Below are 18,800 nucleotides of genomic sequence, written 5' to 3'. Positions count from 1 at the left end.
TCAGGGGGCCTCGGCCCGGCGCAACGCCACCCGGATGACCTCATCGTGATCGGCGAGCAGCGCCTGGTCGGCAGTCATCCCGCCGGCCTCCAGATAGGCATCGACCAGACGATTGCCTGCCGAGTAGCCGGCTCCGGTGGGAAGCCCAACCGGCTGTCCGCCGTAGCGGAGCGCGTGGGCGTCACCGAGTACCCAGGCGGTGAAGTTCTCCATGCCCGTGACGTCCAGACCGGTGCAGACCTTGGCGAACACCTCGTCGTCGTCCAGTGCCCCCAGACCGATACGGGTGTATCCGAGATTTCCGTACAACTGCCGGGCGAAGGCATCGGCCAAGCCTTCGGAGACGATGTGCTCGCCCACCGTGACGGTGGCCGGATCCCAGACCCGGTTGGCGAAGCGCAGGTTGTGGTGCAGTTCGTGCACCGCGATGGCCTCGATCTGCTCCAGGTTCTCCGCCGTCGGCCAGATGTTGATCCACAGGTAGCCGGTCACACTGCCGTTGGCGACCATGGCAAGGCTGTCGTTCATGAAGTGCTCGTCATCGGGATTGCCCAGGACGACCAGGACGATGATCTCCTCCGGGACGGTGATGTCGGGCGTGGCCCGCAACTGCACCGCGAGCGCATGCTGCAGCGCGGACTCCACCCGTCCCCATACGTTCGCCTCGGCCATCGCATCCAGCGCGGGCAGGTAGCGCGCGTCCTCGACATCGAGCCGGAACCCACTGCCCATGTGGTGCATCTCGATCACCTCGGCCTCGCCCGGGAAGTAGCGGTACATCCCCGCGGCTTGCTCCAGGAACGCACGCGCGATCTCCGCTCGCTGCGGCAGCGGAGCGGTCAGGATCTCGCGGAACGCGGTCCGGCCATCAAGCACGGTGAAAACCATGGTCGAGAGCGTAGGAACGGCGGCACCCGGGATCAAGACGTTTTCCGGCGCCTCGATACAGTAGGCCGGGTGGAGATCGCGGTTGCGGTGCAGGGGCCGACGGCGATGGTGCAGTCGGTGCAGCACCGCAGCGATTCCGGCCACGGCAGGGCCGAACCGGAACGACTGGACCTCGCCGAACTGCCGGCGCGGGTGGCCGCGCTGGAGTCCGAGCACACCCATACCCCGCCCCGGTGGATCTGGGCCGACACCCGTGCGGCCGCCGCCGTCATGCTCCCCGCCGGTGTGCGGGTGCGGCGCTGCCTGGACCTGCGGTTGTGCCACGCGATACTGCGCCGCACCCCAGCGGGTCGACAGTGGCCCGACTCCCCCTGGGACACACCGGTGGAAGTCCTGGCGGCCTCGGTCACCGACCAGGGTGAGAGGCTCTTCGATGATCACTTCGGCGCCACCGGCGCCGACGAGTTCTCCCTGGCGCAGGTACACGCTGAACGCGCGCGGCAGGACCAGGCCATCCGCGCTCACCCGGCCCCGGGCAAGCTGCGGCTGCTGATGGCGGCTGAATCGGTCGGTGCCCTGATTGCGACCGAGATGCAGGCCGACGGGGTGCCGTGGGACCGGGCCGTGCACGAGGAACTGCTCACCGCCGCACTCGGCCCCCGCCCGGGACCGGGACTGCGCCCGGCGAAGTTGGAGGACCTGGCCGTTCGGATCCGCACCCACCTGGACACCCCGGCACTGAACCCGGACTCGCCCGCCGATGTGCTGCGAGCCTTGCGCGCCCAGGGCCTGGACGTGCGCACCACCCGCAAGGGGGAACTCGCCAGGATCGACCATCCGGTGATCGCACCGCTGCTGGAGTACAAGAAACTTGCCCGGCTGCTCAGTGCCAACGGCTGGGCGTGGCTCGATGCCTGGGTGAGCCCACCCGACCCACACGGCCCGGCCGGGCGCCAGGGTCGGTTCCGGCCCGAGTACGTCCCCGGCGGGGTGGTGACCGGCCGGTGGGCCGCCAGCGGCGGGGGCGCACTGCAATTGCCCAAGCAGGTCCGCGGCGCCCTGCGAGCCGATGCCGGGTGGCGCCTGGTGGTGGCCGACGCAGCCCAGATCGAACCCCGCGTGCTGGCCGCGATGGCCGGCGACCAGGCCCTGGCCCGGGCCGGTCGCGGGGGCGACCTCTACCAGGGCCTGGTCGACTCCGGGGTCGTGCCCACCCGGGATGCGGCGAAAGTGGGGATGCTCGGTGCCCTCTACGGCGGCACCACCGGGGACTCCGGCGCCCTGATGCCCCGGTTGCGCCGGGCCTACCCCCGGGCGATCGACGTGGTCGAGACCGCCGCACGGACCGGGGAGGCCGGGGGCGTGGTGCACACCTGGTTGGGACGGACCAGTCCCGCCCCGGGCCCGGAGTGGGTGGAGCAGCAGCGGCAGTCCAACCAGGCCGACGCCGACGCCGAGGCACAGCGCCGCGCCCGCAGCCGCACCCGGGAGTGGGGCCGCTTCACCCGCAACTTCGTGGTGCAGGGCACCGCCGCGGAGTGGGCGCTGTGCTGGCTCGGTGAGATCCGTCGTCGGCTGTCCGAACTCGACGGCCATACCGATGGCGAGGGTGACATCGATGGCGACGGTGCCCACCTGGTCTTCTTCTTGCACGATGAGGTCATCGTGCACGCACCGCAGGCTCAGGCCGAGGCCGCCGCCGGGGCTGTCCGGGCAGCAGCCACGGCGGCCGGCACGCTGATGTTCGGGCAGACCGCGGTGGACTTCCCGCTGAGCGTGTCCGTGGTCACCGACTACGACCAGGCGGCCTGACGAGGTGGCATAGGCCAGCCGGTTGCGCTCAGGCCAGCCGGTGCATCCAGCCGTAGGTGTCCTCGGCTCGCCCGTACTGCACGTCGGTGAGTTTGGCGTGCAGGCCGGTGGTGACCGCACCTGGCCCGCCGTCGCCCACCGTCAGGTCCAGTCCGGTGCCCTTGAACTGGCCGATCGGGGTGACCACCGCCGCGGTCCCGCAGGCGAAGGCCTCCACAATGTGCCCGCTGCGGATCTGCTCGGCGATCTCGGCGAACGGCAACGGGCGCTCGTACACGGTGCGGCCGTCGTCGGCCATGATCCGCAGTACCGAGGAGCGGGTGACACCCGCCAGGATGGTCTCGGTGAGTTCGGGAGTGTGCACGGCGCCGTCCGCGTCGACGAAGAACACGTTCATCCCGCCCAACTCCTCCAGCAACGTGCCGGTGGCCGCGTCCAGGAAGCACACCTGGGAGCAGCCGTTGTCCGTGGCCTGCTGCTGGGGCAGCAGGCTGGCGGCGTAGTTGCCGCCGCACTTCGCGGCGCCGGTGCCCCCGGGTCCGGAGCGATGGAAGTCGGTGGTGACCCAGATCGAGACCGGGCTGAAGCCGGAGGTGAAGTAGGGCCCGGACGGGGAGGCGATCACGAGGTAGTCCACGCGGTGCGCCGGGCGCACGCCCAGGAACGACTCGGAGGCGAACATGAACGGGCGCAGGTACAGCGAGGAGCCCGGGGAGTCCGGCACCCACTCGGTGTCGGTGCGCACCAACGCCTCGATCGAGCCGATGAAGTCGGCCTCGCGCAGTTCCGGCAGGGCCAGCCGCCGGGCGCTGGCGGCGAAGCGCGCGGCGTTGGCGTGGGGCCGGAACGTCCACACCGAGCCGTCGGCGTGCCGGTAGGCCTTGAGCCCTTCGAAGATCTCCTGGGCGTAGTGCAGCACGGCGGTGGCCGGGTCCAGGCTCAGCGGGCCGTAGGCCTCCACCCGGTGGTCGTGCCAGCCCTCATCCTTCGTCCACACCGCTCGGGCCATGTGGTCGGTGAACACCTTGCCGAAGCTCAGGTCGGCAAGGGCCTGCTCGCGCTCGGTCTGCGTGCGCGGATGTGAGGTGGGGCGCACCTCGAAGGTCGCCGCAGTGGTTTCGGTACTCATCGTGCCCCTTCGCCGGTCGTGATGGGATCACGCTACCCCCCACGGCTGGGCGGTGGTAGCAACTGGCGGATCAGGCGCGGACGCGCTGCGCCAGGGCGTCCCCGATCTCGGAGGTCGAGCGGGCGCCGCTGCGTTCGGCGATGTCGGCGGCGACCGCCTGCTCGATCCGCTCGGCCTGTTCGTCCAGGCCCAGGTGTGCCAGCATCAGCGCCACCGACAGCACCGCCGCGGTGGGGTCGGCCTTCTCCTGCCCGGCGATGTCGGGGGCCGAGCCGTGCACCGGCTCGAACATCGAGGGGTGGGCACCGGTGGGGTTGATGTTGCCCGAGGCAGCCAGTCCGATCCCGCCGGCGATCGCCGCAGCCAGATCGGTGATGATGTCCCCGAACAGGTTGTCGGTGACGATGACGTCGAACCGGGCCGGGTCGGTGGCCATGAAGATGGTCGCGGCGTCCACGTGCAGGTAGTCCACGGCCACCTCGGGGCACTCGGCCCCGACGGCGTCCACGGTGCGCCGCCACAGGTGCCCGGCGTGCACCAGCACGTTGTGCTTGTGAACCAGGGTCAGCTTCTTGCGGGGCCGGGCCTGAGCGCGGTCGAAGGCGTCCCGGACCACCCGCTCCACCCCGAACGCGGTGTTCACGCTGACCTCGGTGGCGATCTCCTGGGGTGTGCCGGTGCGCACCGAACCGCCGTTGCCGACGTAGGGACCTTCGGTTCCTTCCCGGACGACGACGAAGTCCACCTGGCCCGGATCGGCCAGGGGCGAGGGGATGCCCGGGAAGATCTTGGCCGGGCGCAGGTTCACGTAGTGGTCCAACTCGAACCGCAGCCGCAGCAACAGTCCCCGCTCCAGCACACCGCTGGGCACCGAGGGGTCCCCGACGGCGCCGAGCAGGATGGCGTCATGGGCCTTGATGGTCTCCAGGTCCGCCTCGGTGAGTGTCTCTCCGGTGGCGTGCCAGCGCCCCGCGCCCAGATCGAGTTCGGTTGCCTGCACCGTGACACCGCTTCCGGCCAGTACGGCGTCCAGGACCTTGCGGGCCTCGCCGGTGACGTCCCGGCCGATTCCGTCCCCGGCGATGACAGCGAGTTTGATAGTGCGCGACATGGCCCCACCGTAGCGCACCGGTCCCACGGTTCGGACGGAACGTCTCGCCAGTTGAGCGCCTGGCTCCGTCACCGATGTCCGGCGGTCGAGCGGGTGCGTCTCAGAGCGACCAGCTCCGCCTCGCTCCCGGGCCGTGGGCGGCCAGGGCGAAGCGTTCGGGGACCCGACCGGTCCCGGTGAGCAGCGCCGTCATCCACTCTCCGATGAGCGGGGCGAACTTGGCACCGTGTCCCGAACAGGCCGAGCACAGCACCACCGGTCCGATCCGGTCGACCAGGAAGTTCTGGGTCGGCGTGGTGGTGTACAGGCAGGTGCTGGCGTTGGCCGGCTCGGGATCCAGGCCGGGCAGCCATCGGCGGACATAGGCCTGCACGCGTTCGGTTCCGGCCGGATCGATGAGCCCGTCACGACCGGTGGCACTGGTGGGCCGGCCGTGATGGTGCTCGGCGACCTTGCGGTCCAGGCCGGCGCCACCGTCGCGGCCGCCGGAGAGGTGGTAGATCTCGAACCCCTCGGCGGCGTGGATGGTGCTGGGCCACGGGTGCTGGGAGGGGTCGGCGCGCGGGAAGTGAAAGGTCTGCTCCTGGGTGATCGACAACTCCGGGAGGACCGGATCCAGCACCATGCCCCTGGTCAGGTCCGGCAGCCACGCCCCCGCCGTGATGACCACGGCCCGAGTTCGGATCTCCTGGTCACCCAGGCGGACGGTGGCGCTGTCGTGGTTGCCCGCCACGCTGACATCGGTCACGGGCTGGTCGAACCGCACCTGCGCGCCATGGCCTCGAGCCAGGTCCAGGAAGGTGGTCACCGCCGTCTCGGCGTCCACGGTGCCGGCCTCGGCGTGATGCACCACCGGGGTGTCGAAGACCATGCCCGGCCAGCGGTGCGTCGCCTCGGTCGGGCTGAGCACCTCGTGTGCCACGCCGGCGCCGGACAGGTTCGCCACGATCTGGTCCACCCGCCGGTCCGGACCGAAGTCCAGGGCGCCGAGGTGGTTCAGCAGGGTTGCCCCAGCAGCGAGCTCGGCCTCGCGCCACAACTCGAAGGCACGGCCGGTCAACTGTGTGTAGAGGGCATCGGCATAGGCCCGCCGCACGATCCGGGCGCTGCCGTGGGAGGAGCCGCGATCGTGGTCGGGGCCGAACTGTTCCAGCACCAGCACGTCCAGGCCGCGGCCGGCGGCCTGCCACGCGGTAGCCGCACCGGCCAGTCCGGCACCGATCACCACCACGTCGTGGTCGAGCGCGCCACCGGCCGGTCTCATCTGCGCGCCCGGCTCACCGGTCCGCCCCGACCTTCTCGCGTGCGTGCCGCTTGCGGCGCCGTGGGTAGAGCACCTCCAGATGCTCCACCTGGACGGTGCCGGCGGCATCGGGCACGTCCGGATGGGACTCGGCCACATCCACGGTCACCGTGCGCACCAGCGCCCGGGGCTCTCCCTCGCCGTCGAGCACGATGCCCAGGTCACCCACCTGCGCGGGCGGCTGCCCGGCACTGGTCAGGTCCGCCACCGGCACCGCCTGGGTCATGGTGCCGCTGCTGAGGAGTTCCTCGACCTCGGCGGTGGCGGTTGCCGGGTCCGGGGAGGTGGACCAGACCGGGGGCGGGACCGTGTTCTGCACGTTCTGCCCGATCACGACCTCGAGCCGGTTCAGGTTTCCCTCGATGCGGGCCTGTATCCAGAAACGTTCCACCGCGGCCTCAGACGTCATCGGTCCATCATGCCGCAGGTGCGGGCGCGGGCGCAGTGCGGGCCGGACCTGCGGTCGACGCATGCCGGCTGTACCAGCGGCTCGACGCCGGCCGCATCCGCTGGTCGACCCACGCCGGCCGCATCCGCAGATCGACTCATGCCAGCAGCGGCGTCAACTCCTGGTCAGGCCGGGAACCGCCGTGCTCAGGTGAGGTAGCCCGCAGCACGCAGAGCGAGCACCAGGATCAGCGCCAGCCAGGACAGCGCACTCAGGTAGGCCTGCGCAAGCACCCGAAGCCCGCTGGTGCCCAGGGTCGGCGGGATGAACAACCTGGCCCTGGGGTAGTCATCCAGAATGCCGATCACCTGGTCGGGCAGGCGCACCAGGACCCACAGGCTCCGCAACCGGCGCAGCAGCAACAGACCCCCGCGTGCGGCGATGTCGCGGACCTTCTCCAGCAGGTCCTTGCTGAGCAGACCGGGGCGCAGCAGCGCCCGGAACTCATCGGCGAGTTGCTCCGGCTGTGCCGCCGCACGCAGATAGGCCCGTCGACGCAGCACGAAGGCCACCTCGACCGTCAGCCCGATCGCGATCAGCACACCCACCACGATCAGCCCCACCGGGCGGCGCAGCCCGGCCATCACCCAGACCAGCCCGGCCAGCGGCACCACCGGGATCAGCGCCAGCAGCAGTGAGGGCCAGCGCAGCACCCGGACCGCCAGCGCCAGCGCCCGGGCAGCGTGGGTGGCGGCCGTCCGAGCCTCCCGTTCGCTAGGCAGGGACCGCGAAGCGCCAGCCGAGCCCGGGGGCTGCTCGGCACGGTCGGAGTCGGCCATGGCCGAATCCTATGACCCTCGGCCCGAGTTCCATGACACGAAATCGCGTCGTCCGGGCGAGCGGCTCGACAGCAGCACCGAGGATCGGTCAGGCTGAGCGCACACTTTCGCCCCGGCACATCCGGGGCATAACGGTTGGAGGGCCCATGTCCCAGGACTACCCGAATGCGCCAGGACCGGGAGAGCACTCCCCCGGCGCCCAGAACCCGGGCGGCCAGTACCCGCAGAACCCGCTCCCCGGCGGCCCACCGGTCGGTGGGCACCCGGGCGCTGCCGGCCAGGGTGGCCGCCCACCGGTCGGCGGGTACCAGGGCGCCGGCGGCCAGGGCGGCGGGTACCAGGGCGCCGGCGGCCAGGGCGGCGGGTACTACGGCGGCCACCAGCACGACGGCCGGCCGAGCGACCCGGGCGCCGGCTCCGATGAGCGCACGTTGGCGATCGTGGCGCACCTGTCACCCATCATCGCCTTCGTGGTCAGCGCCGGGTTCCTGTCCGTGCTGGGCCCGCTGCTGATCTGGATGTTCTTCCGCGACCGCGGCCCGCTGGTCCGCAACGCTTCGGCCACGGCGTTCAACTTCCACATCACCGTGTGGGTCGCGATCATCATCGGGTGGATCTGCTTCTTCACCATCGTGCTGATCCCGCTGGGCATCGTGATCTGGTTGGTGGCCGTGGGCGCGCAGGTGGTCTTCTCCATCCTCGGCGCGGTACGGGCCAACCGCCGGGAGATCTACACCTACCCATTCCAGGTGCCGATCCTGACGTGACGCAGTGCTCACAAGAGGCCCTGATGGAGACCTACCGCACCGAGGATTACCACACCGGCGGGGAACCGTTCCGGATCGTCACCGATCCTGGTGCCCCCCTGCCCGGACGCACCGTCGCCGAACGTCGCATGCACGCGATGTCGGACGGTCCGGCCGACCGGGTGCGCCAGATCCTCTGCCACGAACCGCGCGGGCACGCCGACATGTACGGCGGGTTCATCACCCCACCCGATGACGACGGCGCGCACTTCGGGGTGTTGTTCTGGCACAAGGACGGCTTCTCCACCGCGTGCGGGCACGGCACGATCGCCCTCGGTGTGTGGGCGGTGCGGACCGGCCGGGTCAGCGCCCCGGAAACCGGCACCACCGACGTGGTCATCGACGTACCCTCCGGCCGGGTCACCGCACGCGTGCACACCGAGCAGGGTCAGATCATCGGGGTGGACTTCCTCAGCGTGCCCGGCTACGTCCTGGCCAGCTCGGTGCCGGTGCGAACCAGCGCCGGTGAGTTCCTCGTCGACGTCTCCTACGGCGGTGCCATCTATGCCCAACTGGACGCCTCCACCGTCGGCCTCTCGATCGACCCGGAGCACACCGGGGAACTGATCGCCCTCGGCCGGCAGATCAAGTGGGCCCTGAACGAGACCGAGGTGGCCCGCCACCCCGTGGACCCCCGGCTCAGCGGGATCTACGGGACGATCTTGTTCCAGCGGTTGCCCGCCACCGAGCCGGGCGAGATCCGCCAGCGCAACGCCACGATCTTCGCCGACGGGGAACTGGACCGCTCCCCGTGCGGATCGGGCACCGCCGCGCGTCTGGCCACCCTGGCCGCTGCCGGTGAACTCGGTGCCGGCGAGATGCTGGTGCACTCCTCCATCGTCGACTCCCGCTTCACCGCCCGGATCGTGGACCGGCTCGAGGTGGCCGGATACCCGGCCGTGCTGCCGGAGGTGACCGGGATGGCCTACCGGACCGGCGACAGTACGTTCACGGTCGATCCGCTCGACCCCCTTGTTCCCGGGTTCGTGCTGCGTTGACAGCCACATCCCGCCTCGGTGAGCGCCGGCGGTGGCGCTCCATGCTGCCCGGCCTGGGCCTCGCCGTCGTGCTCGCCGCTGTGGCCACGGTGGCCGCTCCGCTGCTCCCGCTGATCGGTGCACCCGTGCTGGGGGTGCTGCTCGGGCTGGCGGTGGCCCTGCTCCGGTGGCGTCGCGGCGGCCCCGACGGCCCCCGGCGCAGTGACCGGTTGGCCCCGGGGTTGCGGTGGTCCGGCTCCCGGGTGCTACAAGTGGCGGTGGTCCTGCTCGGGGCACAGCTGTCCTGGGAGCAGGTTGCCGACGCCGGTGTCGCAGCGCTGCCGGTGCTGGTCGCGGTGATCGTGGCAGCCCTGGTCGGAGCGTGGCTGCTCGGGCAAGCCCTCGGTGTGGACCGCGATCTGCGCACCCTGCTGGGGGTGGGCACGGCGATCTGCGGGGCCTCGGCCATCGCCGCGGTCACTCCGGTACTACGCCCGACGGCGGACAAGGTCGCTTATGCGCTCTCGACGGTCTTCGCCTGCAACATCGCCGCCGTGCTGGCCTTCCCGGTGCTGGGTCAACTGGCCGGGTTGAGCCCGGAGGCGTTCGGGATCCTCGTGGGCGCCGCCGTCAATGACACCTCCTCGGTGCTGGCGGCGGCGAGTGCGTTCGGCCCCGAGGCCGCCGACACCGCGGTGGTGGTGAAGCTGACCCGGACGCTGGCCATCATCCCGATCGTGCTGGGCCTGTCGGTGCTGGTGGCGCGGTGGGCTCGGGTGGACAACGGCCGGAGCGGGAGCGGGACGGGCCCGCAGGACGGCGCAGTTGCTCACGCCGGCCGGCCCCCGGTGTGGCGCCTGGTGCCGTGGTTCCTGACCGGGTTCGTGCTGCTGGTCGTGGCGAACAGCCTGGGGCTGGTGCCCGGAGCCCTGCACGATCCGGTCACGACCGCGACCACGTTCTTCATCACCGTGGCGCTCAGCGCGGTCGGGGCCGGCGTCGACATCGCGGGCCTGCGGCGGACGGGGGCGCGCCCGATGGTCCTCGGGGTCGGGCTGTGGCTGGGCGTCACCGGCGCGGCCCTGGGCGCCCAGGCCGCTACCGGCACCCTCACCTGACCGGCCCGCCCGGCGAAATCCCGCACGCTCCCTGAGCACACGCCGGTGTCTCAGTCGCGGCGGGCGAGCAGGATGAACTCCGGGCTGTGCTCGGTCAGGTCGGCACCGGAGAAGTCGCCCCAGGTGGCGGTGACGGTGAAGCCCGCGGCGGTCAGGGAGTCGGTGAGGTCGGCCAGGGTACGGAACCGGAGGGTTTCCTGGTTGACCAGGTGCCTGCCGTCAGGCAGCACCGTATGGCCCTCGTGGGTCTCGACGGCGCCGTAGCCGGCGGACTCGGCCACCGCGATCGAGCGGCTCCAGGACCGGAACAGACCGCCATCGGGGTGGGGATAGGTGTCCTCGGTGTTCTTCCTGGTCCACGTCTCCCAACAGCGGGCAGCAGGGTTGCGCGACTCGAAAGCGACGTGACCGCCCGGGCGCAGGGTGCGATGGAGATCGCTGAGCACCCGGGCCCACTCAGTCTCGCCGAGGAAGTACTGCGCCACGTGGCCCTCCATCACCACCAGGTCGGCATCGTCGTCGGGCATGTCGGCGGACGTGCCGTGGATCCACCGCACCTGCTCACCCCCGGGCCTGGTGCGGGCAATCTCCAGGATCGCCCCGGCCGGGTCCACGCCGGTGACCTGGTGCCCGGCGGCAGCCAGATCGACGGCGAGCACGCCGGTGCCGCACCCGAGGTCGGTGACGCGTTCGGCCGGTAATCGCCGGGCCAGGGCGAGGTAGAAGTCGTGGTCCCGGCGCCCGGCACACTCGGCGTCATACGTCGCCACCAGCGCCGGGTCCTGGGTCCAGGTGGGAATACGCACCGGGCGCGTGTACCGGCGGCAGCGGTGCACACGCGCGTACCGGGCGCGCATCGCCTGCTCATCGGCGAGCCGGGCGTGGCAGAACGCCTCGACCGGGCGGCTCAGGCCCGCGGGGGAGGTGAAGTCATGCGTCTCCCCCGCACCGGCGTGCACATGCAGATACTCCTGGGCCACCCGGAATCCGTGGCGCACGTACCAGGCGTTCGCGGCCCCATCCTCCCGGGTCCAGGCATCCAGCACGGTGGTACCGGCGGCCGCCAGCCGGGCCAGGGCCTCGCCCAGGAGGGCATCGGCGATGCCGTGGCGCTGATGGTCCGGATGCACGCCGATGGTGTCGATGGTGGCCGCCGGCACTCCCTCGTCGTCCCACAGCTCCAGGTCGAGGATGCCCACCACCTGCTCGCTGCCCGGGGTACGCACGTGCGCAGGCCGGGGCCCGGTGGCGACAAGTTGAATCGACTCGTTCTCGAAGGTGGTGCGCTCCGCCTTGACGTCATCGAAGTAGGCCGAGCCGAGGAAACTCAGGGCCCGGCAGCGCAGCCAGGAGGCCTCGTCGTCATCGCGGTAGGCACGGATCCCTGCTCTCATCGATCGCGACGGTAGTCGCCGCAGCAGTCACGGGCGAGCGTATTCCCGATCCGAGGTCGCGGAAGCAAGGAACGCGGCCCCAGTCGGCCCTGAGGTGGTCCCGGTCCGGCTGAGGCCGCATTCGACGGCGCTATCGCGGGTCGCCCTCGCGGGCAACGTGCGTCAGCGCGCGGCGCTGCCCTCGGTGTAGTCGGCGTCGCTGGGCTTGACCCAAGCGAAGAGCTTGCGCAGTTCCCGACCGGTGCCCTCGATCGGGTGCTGCTCACCCTTGGCCCGCAACTCCTTGAACTCGGTGCCACCAGCCTTCTGGTCATCCATGAAGCGCTGCGCGAAGGACCCGTTCTTCACGTCCTCCAGCACCGCCTTCATGTTCTCCTTCACCTGCGGGGAGATGACCCGCGGCCCGGAGACGTAGTCGCCGTACTCGGCGGTGTCGGAGATGGACCAGCGCTGCTTGGCGATCCCACCCTCGTACATCAGGTCCACGATCAGCTTCAACTCGTGCAGAACCTCGAAGTAGGCGACCTCGGGCTGGTAGCCGGCCTCGGTGAGCACCTCGAACCCGTACTGGACCAACTGGGAGGTACCGCCGCACAGCACCGCCTGCTCACCGAACAGGTCGGTCTCGGTCTCCTCGGTGAAGGTGGTCCTGATCCCCGCCGCGCGCAATCCGCCGACCGCCTTGGCGTAGGACAGCGCCAACTGCCAGGCGTTGCCGGAAGGGTCCTGCTCCACCGCGACGAGCACCGGGACCCCGCGCCCGTCGACGTACTCCCGGCGCACCAGGTGGCCGGGGCCCTTGGGGGCGACCATGAAGACGTCGATGTTCTCGGCGGGCTCGATGAACCCGTACCGGATGTTGAAGCCGTGCCCGAACACCAGGGCGGCCCCATCGCGCAGGTTCGGGGCGATCTCGGCAGCGTAGACGCCGGCCTGGACCTGGTCCGGGGTGAGGATGACGACGACGTCGGCCTCGGCGGTCGCCGCCGCCACGTCCAGCACCTTCAGGCCCTCCTCGCTCGCTTTCGTCGCCGAGGCCGAGCCCTCCCGCAGTCCGACGCGCACGTCCACACCGGAGTCACGCAGGTTCAGCGCGTGCGCGTGTCCCTGGCTGCCGTACCCGATGACGGCGACCTTCTTCGCTGCGATCAGGGACAGGTCGGCGTCGTCGTCGTAGAAAAGTTCAGCCACAGTGGCACTCCTTCAGTGTTGGGATGTGGGTTGGTGAGAGGTCAGTGGGTTGCTCGGTTCAGGCGGTGCGGGAGATCCGCTCCAGGGCCCGGTCGGTCATGGAGCGCGAACCGCGCGCCACGGCCACCGAACCGGATTGCACGATCTCACGGATCCCGTAGGGGCCCAGCGCGGTCAGGAGCGCCTTGATCTTGCCCTCCCCGCCGGTGGCCTCGACCGTGACAGCCTCCGTGGAGACATCCACCACATGGGCGCGGAAGAGTTCCACGACCTGCAGCACCGCGGTGCGGGAGTGGTCGTCGGCGCGCACCTTGACCAGGAGCAGTTCGCGCTGCACCGAGGACTCCGGGGCCAACTCGACGATCTTGATCACGTTCACCAGTTTGTTCAACTGTTTGGTGACCTGCTCCAGGGCGTTGGACTCCACATCCACCACCACGGTGATCCGGGAGATCTCGGCGTGCTCGGTCGGGCCCACGGCCAGGGAGTGAATGTTGAAGGCCCGGCGGGCGAACAAGGCCGAGACGCGGGTCAGGACGCCGGGCTTGTTCTCCACCAGCACCGAGAGTGTGTGTCGGGACATGTCGTTCCTCACTCGTCGCGTTCGAAGTCCGGGCTGATGCCGCGGGCGTACTGGATGTCGTCGTTGGAGACCCCGGCAGCCACCATCGGCCACACCATCGCATCTGCGCTGACGGTGAAGTCCACCACCACGGGCCGGTCGTCGATCTCGTTGGCCCTCTTGATCGTGGCGTCGACGTCCTTGGCGTTCTCACATCGCAACCCCACGCAGCCGTAGGCCTCGGCGAGTTTGACGAAGTCCGGGATCCGTCGGGTCTCGAAACCGGTGTTCAGGTCGGTGTGGGAGTACCGCTGGTCGTAAAACAGCGTCTGCCACTGCCGCACCATGCCCAGTGAGGAGTTGTTGATCACCGCGACCTTGATCGGGATGCCTTCGATGGCGCAGGTGGCCAGTTCCTGGTTGGTCATCTGGAAGCACCCGTCCCCGTCGATCGCCCAGACCAGGGAATCGGGATAGGCGACCTTGGCGCCCATCGCCGCCGGTACCGCATAACCCATCGTGCCCAGCCCGCCGGAGTTCAACCAGGTGCGCGGATTCTGGTACCGGATGAACTGGGCGGCCCACATCTGGTGCTGGCCCACCCCGGCGGTGTAGATCGCCTCGGGGCCCGAGATCTCCCCGAGCCGGGAGATCACGTGCTGCGGAGCCAGCAGGCCGTCCTCGGTGGGCGTCCAGCCCAGGGGGTAGGTCTCACGCAACTGGTCCAGGGTGCGCCACCAGCCCTCCAGGTCCGGCTTGCCGTGCTGGACGTGTTCGGCGTCCACGGCCACGGTCAGTTCGCGCAGAACGTCCTTCAGGTCACCGACGATCGGCACGTCGGCTAACCGGTTCTTGGAGATCTCCGCCGGGTCGATGTCGGCGTGCACCACGGTGGCCCCGGGGGCGAAGGAGTCCAGTCTGCCGGTCACCCGGTCGTCGAACCGGGCGCCCAGCGCCACCACCAGGTCGGCCTTCTGCAGTGCGGCCACCGCCGCCACGGTGCCGTGCATGCCAGGCATGCCCAGGTTCTGCGGGTGCGCATCGGGCAGCGCACCGCGGGCCATCAGGGTGGTGACCACGGGGGCGCCGGAGGCGTTGGTCAACTCCAGCAACTCGGCGGCGGAGTTGGACCGGATCGCTCCCCCACCCACGTACAGCACCGGCTTGCGTGAGGTGGCCAGCAGCCGGGCCGCCTCACGGATCTGCTTGCCGTGCGGTTTGGTGATGGGGCGGTACCCGGGCACGTCGAGTTCGGCCGGGGGCCAGACGAAGTTCGTCTGGTCCTGCATCGCGGACTTGGCGATGTCCACCAGCACCGGGCCGGGCCGCCCGGTCTGGGCCAGGTGGAAGGCCTCGGCGATCCGGGCCGGGATCTCATCGGCGTCGGTGACCAGGAAGGAGTGCTTGGTGATCGGCATCGTGATGCCCACGATGTCGGCCTCCTGGAAGGCGTCGGTCCCGATCATCGGGGCCGCCACCTGGCCGGTGATCGCCACCATCGGCACCGAGTCCATGTGCGCATCGGCCAGGGGGGTGACCAGGTTGGTGGCGCCGGGGCCGGAGGTGGCCATGCAGACCCCGACCCGGCCCGAGGCGGCCGCGTATCCGGTGGCTGCGTGACCCGCGCCCTGCTCGTGACGAACCAGGATGTGGCGCAGACGGCGCGAGTCGAACAGCGGGTCGTAGACCGGCAGGATCGCCCCGCCCGGAATGCCGAAGATGACGTCGGTACCGGTCTCCTCCAGCGAACGCACGACGGCCTGGGCGCCCGTCATCGGCTCGGCCGGGCTGGACACGACGTCGTTCGTGGTGCTCGGCGCCGGCTTGGGCGGGTGCGTGCGAGGCGGTGCCGGGTGCGGAACCTTGGCCATCGCTCCTCCTGGTCTAGATCACATCAGACAAACAAAAACCCCTCGGCCGAAGCGGCGATCGAGGGGCGCGTGGTGAGGGGACGAGTGTTCAGTCCCCCGCGCACGCGCGGGGGATAAGGACTACTCGGACGATCCCGTTCACCATGGTGGCGATCCTAACCCCGCAATCACCAACGCTGACAAGCCGTCTCATATAGTGGGCCACGTGGTCAGCCTGTGGACACTTCGATCCGCTCTCACCCCGGTGCGACGGTGGGGCGATATCCCCCGATCGGAGGATACGCGCCGATCGTGTCGCTGCCTAGCGTCGAGGCATGGACCTCGCCGCATCAACCCCCGCGCCTTCGAACCCCACGGCAGCGTGCCCCACCCCACCGGCCACCGAACGCTTCCTCGCCCCGGACCTGGCCCGCGGCCTGATGCTGGCGCTGATCGCCGTCGCGAACGTGATGATCTACCTGCACGGCCGGCCCTACGGGCTGCGCCAGCACACCCTGACCGGGAACGTCGTGGACCAGGCCGTCAGCGCGTTCCTGGGCGTCGCGGTAGATGCTCGCGCCTATCCACTGTTCGCGGCCTTGTTCGGCTACGGGATCGTTCAGATGATCCGGCGCCGGCAGGAACGGGGCATCGCCGAGAGCCAGATCCGGCGAACCCTGCGCCGTCGCTCGGTGGGCCTGATTCTCTTCGGCGCGCTGCATGCCGTACTCGCGTTCTCCGGCGACATCCTGGGGTGGTACGGGCTGCTCGGGGTGGTTCTGGTCAGACTGCTGCGGCTCGATGACCGAGCGCTCCTCGTGGTGGCGTCCGTCTGGCTCGCCGTGGCCGGAGCGGTCCAGGGGGTGATCTTCGCCGACCCGACCCCGAGAGCCGAGCGTTCCTACTTCTGGTCCTACACCATCTCCGACCCGCTCCAAGCCGCCGGGCTGCGGCTGCTCGAATGGCTGATGGGGCCATTCGGCTTGGCCGCCGTCCTCAGCGCGATGCTGGTCGGCGCCTGGGCCGGGCGGCACCGCATCCTGGAGCACCCGCAGCGTCACCGGATACTGCTGCGCCGAACGGCAGCGATCGGGATTACCGCCGGCTTCGCCGGCGGGGTGGGTCCGGCCCTTCTCGGCGCCGGGATGTGGACCCCGGCCCTGCCCCTGACGATCGCGGTCTCCTGGTTGCACGTGGTCACCGGGGTGGCCTGCGGGCTCGGTTACGCCGCCCTGATCGCCCTGGTCGGCGCCTCGCTGACGGCGTCCGGCCGGGACCGGCACTGGAGCGTGCGGGCACTGCAGGCAACGGGGCGCACGTCGCTGTCCTGCTACGTGTCCCAGTCCGTGGTCTTCGCCGCGCTGCTCCCGGCTGCCGCACTGGGGTGGGGTGGCTGGCTCGGTCCCGCGGCAGCAGCCGCACTCGCGCTGGCGACCTGGGCGTTGACCGTGCTGGCCGCCGCAGCCTGGGGCGAGCGGACCGGCCCGGCCGAGGCCATCCTTGCCAGGATCATCGGCGGTCGCCGCGCGCCGGCACGTGCAACGATCAGGGGATGACGCCGCAGGGTGCTGCGCCACACCGCGACCGGACCGACTGGATCTGGCTGCTGCTGCCGTATGCCATGCTCCTGCTCACCTCCGCCTATGCCGGGTTCACCGGCCAGGTCGGCGCGGCGCAGGCCCCGCGCACCATCGTCGTCGGTCTGGCACTGGTCGCCTGGCACACCTTCTGGGCCATCGGACACCGGCACTGGCTGGAGCGGGCCTTGGTGCCGATGGCGGTGTACTTCGTCGGCCTGGTCGCGCTGTGCGCACTACTGCTGGAAATCTCACCGAGTTATCTCCCGATGTACCTGGTCTGCTACGCGATCGCCTTCGTCGCACTTCCCGGCGTCTGGGCCTACGCGGGCCTAATCCTGGCGGCGTCGGTGCCAGTGGCACTCACCGGCGCCCTGGGCTGGCAGGAGCCGAACCTGGCGGTCAACCTGGGCGGCCTGGCGCTGGCCGGGGTCATCGGATGGAGCATCCGGAAATCGGAGGCCGAGACGGCCGCACGCACGGCCGCTCTGACCGAACTCGCCCGGGCCCACGAGGACCTGGAACGGGCATCGGCCGAGAACGTCGCACTGCAGGACCGGCTGGTGACCGAAGCCCGCGAATCCGGTGTCCTGGCCGAACGCACCCGACTCGCGGCCGAGATCCACGACACTCTCGCTGCGGCGCTGTCCGGGATCGTCAGCCAGCTCGAGGCGCTGGACGCCGAACTCGCGCCCGAGGACCCCATCCGCGGCCGGGTCCGTCTCAGCACCGACCTGGCCCGGGAGAACCTGCGTGAGGCAAGGCTCTCGATCCAGGCACTGCGGCCGACGGCGCTCCATCACCAGTACCTGCACCTCGCCCTGACCGAACTCACCGAGGCATTCGAGCGGGCCCATGGCCTCACCACCCGCGTGCACGTCACCGGAACGGTCGTGGACACCCCCCGGGACGTCGAGGACGCCCTGGTGCGGATCACCCGGGAAGCGTTGACGAACATCCACCGGCACGCCGGTGCCGGACGGGTCCACCTGACCCTGTCCTACTTCGGGGACTCCATCGCCCTGGACATCGCCGATGACGGCGACGGCTTCGGCGACCCCAACCCAAGGGGGTACGGCTTACAGATCATGACCGAGCGCGCGCAGGGCGTGGGCGGTGCGGTCCAGGTGCGCACAGACCCGGACACCGGCACCACCGTGACCACCACCGTCCCGCTGCCCGGCAGGACGGGCGCGCCATGACCGAGCCGATCCGGCTGCTCCTCGTCGATGACCACCCGGTGGTGCGGGACGGTCTGCGCGGGCAGCTGCAGACCCAGCCGGATTTCGCTGTCGTCGCCGAGGCCGGCACCGCCGCCGAAGCGTTGGCGGTGCTGGGCCGGCTCGCCGTGGACGTGGTGGTCACCGATCTGCGGATGCCCGGCATCGACGGGATCGAACTGATCAGCACGATCAGCCACGCCCATCCCACGATCGAGGTGTTGGTCCTGACCACCTACGACGCACGGCCCGACATCGACGCCGCGCTGGCCGCCGGGGCGCGCAGCTACCTGCTCAAGGACACCGAGCGAGCACGGCTGTACGAGGCGGTCCGCTCCACCGCCGGTGGGCGCCCGGTCCTGTCCCCGTCGGTGCACGCGCGCCGGGCCGCCACCCCGGAGCCGGCTCCGAGTCCGCTGAGCGCCCGCGAGCGCGAGGTGCTCCAACGGGTGGCGGCCGGCCGCACGAACCACCAGATCGCGGCCGAGTTGTTCCTCGGGGAGTCGACCGTGAAGACACACCTGCAGCACATCTACACCAAACTCGGTGCCAGCGACCGGGCCGCCGCGGTGGCGATCGCCTACCAGAGGGGACTGCTCTGACCCGGCCGCCCTCCGCAGCCTGGAGGGGTGCCG

17 protein-coding genes are annotated in these 18,800 nt (G+C 70.5%); 7 read left to right on the top strand and 10 right to left on the bottom strand.

Annotation, left to right across the window (positions count from 1 at the left end; genetic code table 11):
• A complete protein-coding gene (locus tag ACPL7H_RS10225) occupies window positions 1-888 on the bottom strand; it encodes a DUF2268 domain-containing protein (RefSeq protein ID WP_424796825.1) in 888 nt (295 codons plus the stop codon).
• Between the two features lie 69 nt (window positions 889-957).
• Here ACPL7H_RS10225 and ACPL7H_RS10220 point away from each other — a divergent pair, with 69 nt between their 5' ends.
• Window positions 958-2,700: a bifunctional 3'-5' exonuclease/DNA polymerase gene (locus tag ACPL7H_RS10220; protein WP_424796824.1), complete on the top strand. Its 1,743-nt coding sequence runs from the start codon at window positions 958-960 to the stop codon at window positions 2,698-2,700.
• A gap of 28 nt (window positions 2,701-2,728) precedes the next feature.
• Here the strand turns inward: ACPL7H_RS10220 and ACPL7H_RS10215 are convergent, their stop codons facing one another.
• The 5 genes from ACPL7H_RS10215 to ACPL7H_RS10195 all read right to left on the bottom strand — a co-directional run bounded on the left by ACPL7H_RS10215 (window position 2,729) and on the right by ACPL7H_RS10195 (window position 7,470).
• Window positions 2,729-3,829: a branched-chain amino acid aminotransferase gene (locus ACPL7H_RS10215; protein WP_424796823.1), complete on the bottom strand. Its 1,101-nt coding sequence runs from the start codon at window positions 3,827-3,829 to the stop codon at window positions 2,729-2,731.
• Between the two features lie 70 nt (window positions 3,830-3,899).
• On the bottom strand, window positions 3,900-4,940 hold the full coding sequence (locus ACPL7H_RS10210; RefSeq protein ID WP_424796822.1) for a 3-isopropylmalate dehydrogenase: 1,041 nt from the start codon (window positions 4,938-4,940) through the stop codon (window positions 3,900-3,902).
• A gap of 100 nt (window positions 4,941-5,040) precedes the next feature.
• Window positions 5,041-6,204, bottom strand: a complete 1,164-nt coding sequence (locus ACPL7H_RS10205; protein WP_424796821.1) for an FAD-dependent oxidoreductase — start codon at window positions 6,202-6,204, stop codon at window positions 5,041-5,043.
• A gap of 13 nt (window positions 6,205-6,217) precedes the next feature.
• Window positions 6,218-6,652, bottom strand: a complete 435-nt coding sequence (locus ACPL7H_RS10200) for a hypothetical protein (RefSeq protein ID WP_424796820.1) — start codon at window positions 6,650-6,652, stop codon at window positions 6,218-6,220.
• Between the two features lie 185 nt (window positions 6,653-6,837).
• Window positions 6,838-7,470 carry a hypothetical protein gene (locus ACPL7H_RS10195; RefSeq protein WP_424796819.1) on the bottom strand — a complete coding sequence of 211 codons (633 nt, stop codon included), beginning with the start codon at window positions 7,468-7,470 and terminating at the stop codon, window positions 6,838-6,840.
• Window positions 7,471-7,616: 146 nt separating this feature from the next.
• Between ACPL7H_RS10195 and ACPL7H_RS10190 the strand changes: the two genes are divergently transcribed.
• The 3 genes from ACPL7H_RS10190 to ACPL7H_RS10180 are packed head-to-tail and all read left to right on the top strand — an operon-like array spanning window position 7,617 to window position 10,371.
• The gene (locus ACPL7H_RS10190; protein WP_424796818.1) at window positions 7,617-8,237 is read left to right on the top strand and encodes a DUF4870 domain-containing protein; all 621 of its coding nucleotides are present in this window, start codon (window positions 7,617-7,619) and stop codon (window positions 8,235-8,237) included.
• A complete protein-coding gene (locus ACPL7H_RS10185; protein ID WP_424796817.1) occupies window positions 8,234-9,274 on the top strand; it encodes a proline racemase family protein in 1,041 nt (346 codons plus the stop codon). Before ACPL7H_RS10190 ends, ACPL7H_RS10185 begins: the two co-directional genes overlap by 4 nt.
• The gene (locus ACPL7H_RS10180) at window positions 9,271-10,371 is read left to right on the top strand and encodes a YeiH family protein (protein ID WP_424796816.1); all 1,101 of its coding nucleotides are present in this window, start codon (window positions 9,271-9,273) and stop codon (window positions 10,369-10,371) included. Before ACPL7H_RS10185 ends, ACPL7H_RS10180 begins: the two co-directional genes overlap by 4 nt.
• Window positions 10,372-10,421: 50 nt before the next feature.
• On the opposite strand, the gene ACPL7H_RS10175 is transcribed toward ACPL7H_RS10180, so the two are convergent.
• The 4 genes from ACPL7H_RS10175 to ACPL7H_RS10160 form a co-directional block, all read right to left on the bottom strand.
• The gene (locus tag ACPL7H_RS10175; RefSeq protein ID WP_424796815.1) at window positions 10,422-11,765 is read right to left on the bottom strand and encodes a GNAT family N-acetyltransferase; all 1,344 of its coding nucleotides are present in this window, start codon (window positions 11,763-11,765) and stop codon (window positions 10,422-10,424) included.
• Between the two features lie 162 nt (window positions 11,766-11,927).
• The gene (gene ilvC, locus ACPL7H_RS10170; RefSeq protein ID WP_424796814.1) at window positions 11,928-12,956 is read right to left on the bottom strand and encodes a ketol-acid reductoisomerase; all 1,029 of its coding nucleotides are present in this window, start codon (window positions 12,954-12,956) and stop codon (window positions 11,928-11,930) included.
• Window positions 12,957-13,014: 58 nt separating this feature from the next.
• Complete coding sequence (gene ilvN, locus ACPL7H_RS10165) at window positions 13,015-13,539, bottom strand: acetolactate synthase small subunit (protein WP_424787610.1); 525 nt, start codon at window positions 13,537-13,539, stop codon at window positions 13,015-13,017.
• Between the two features lie 8 nt (window positions 13,540-13,547).
• Complete coding sequence (locus ACPL7H_RS10160; protein WP_424796813.1) at window positions 13,548-15,389, bottom strand: acetolactate synthase large subunit; 1,842 nt, start codon at window positions 15,387-15,389, stop codon at window positions 13,548-13,550.
• A gap of 314 nt (window positions 15,390-15,703) precedes the next feature.
• On the opposite strand from ACPL7H_RS10160, the gene ACPL7H_RS10155 reads away from it, so the two are divergent.
• From ACPL7H_RS10155 to ACPL7H_RS10145, 3 genes are read left to right on the top strand one after another with little or no spacing between them, the layout of a single operon-like run.
• Window positions 15,704-16,924 (top strand): DUF418 domain-containing protein, encoded by a 1,221-nt coding sequence (locus ACPL7H_RS10155; RefSeq protein ID WP_424796812.1) that lies wholly within the window; start codon window positions 15,704-15,706, stop codon window positions 16,922-16,924.
• On the top strand, window positions 16,921-18,147 hold the full coding sequence (locus ACPL7H_RS10150; RefSeq protein ID WP_424796811.1) for a sensor histidine kinase: 1,227 nt from the start codon (window positions 16,921-16,923) through the stop codon (window positions 18,145-18,147). Before ACPL7H_RS10155 ends, ACPL7H_RS10150 begins: the two co-directional genes overlap by 4 nt.
• A complete protein-coding gene (locus tag ACPL7H_RS10145) occupies window positions 18,144-18,767 on the top strand; it encodes a response regulator (protein WP_424796810.1) in 624 nt (207 codons plus the stop codon). Before ACPL7H_RS10150 ends, ACPL7H_RS10145 begins: the two co-directional genes overlap by 4 nt.
• The last annotated feature ends 33 nt before the right edge of the window (window positions 18,768-18,800 follow it).

The organism is Pseudactinotalea sp. Z1732 (assembly GCF_049724975.1).
Taxonomy (GTDB): Bacteria; Actinomycetota; Actinomycetes; order Actinomycetales; family Beutenbergiaceae; genus CALKWS01.
The sequence above is the reverse complement of the archived record's forward strand: the minus strand, read 5'-3'. Positions and strand labels throughout refer to the sequence as shown.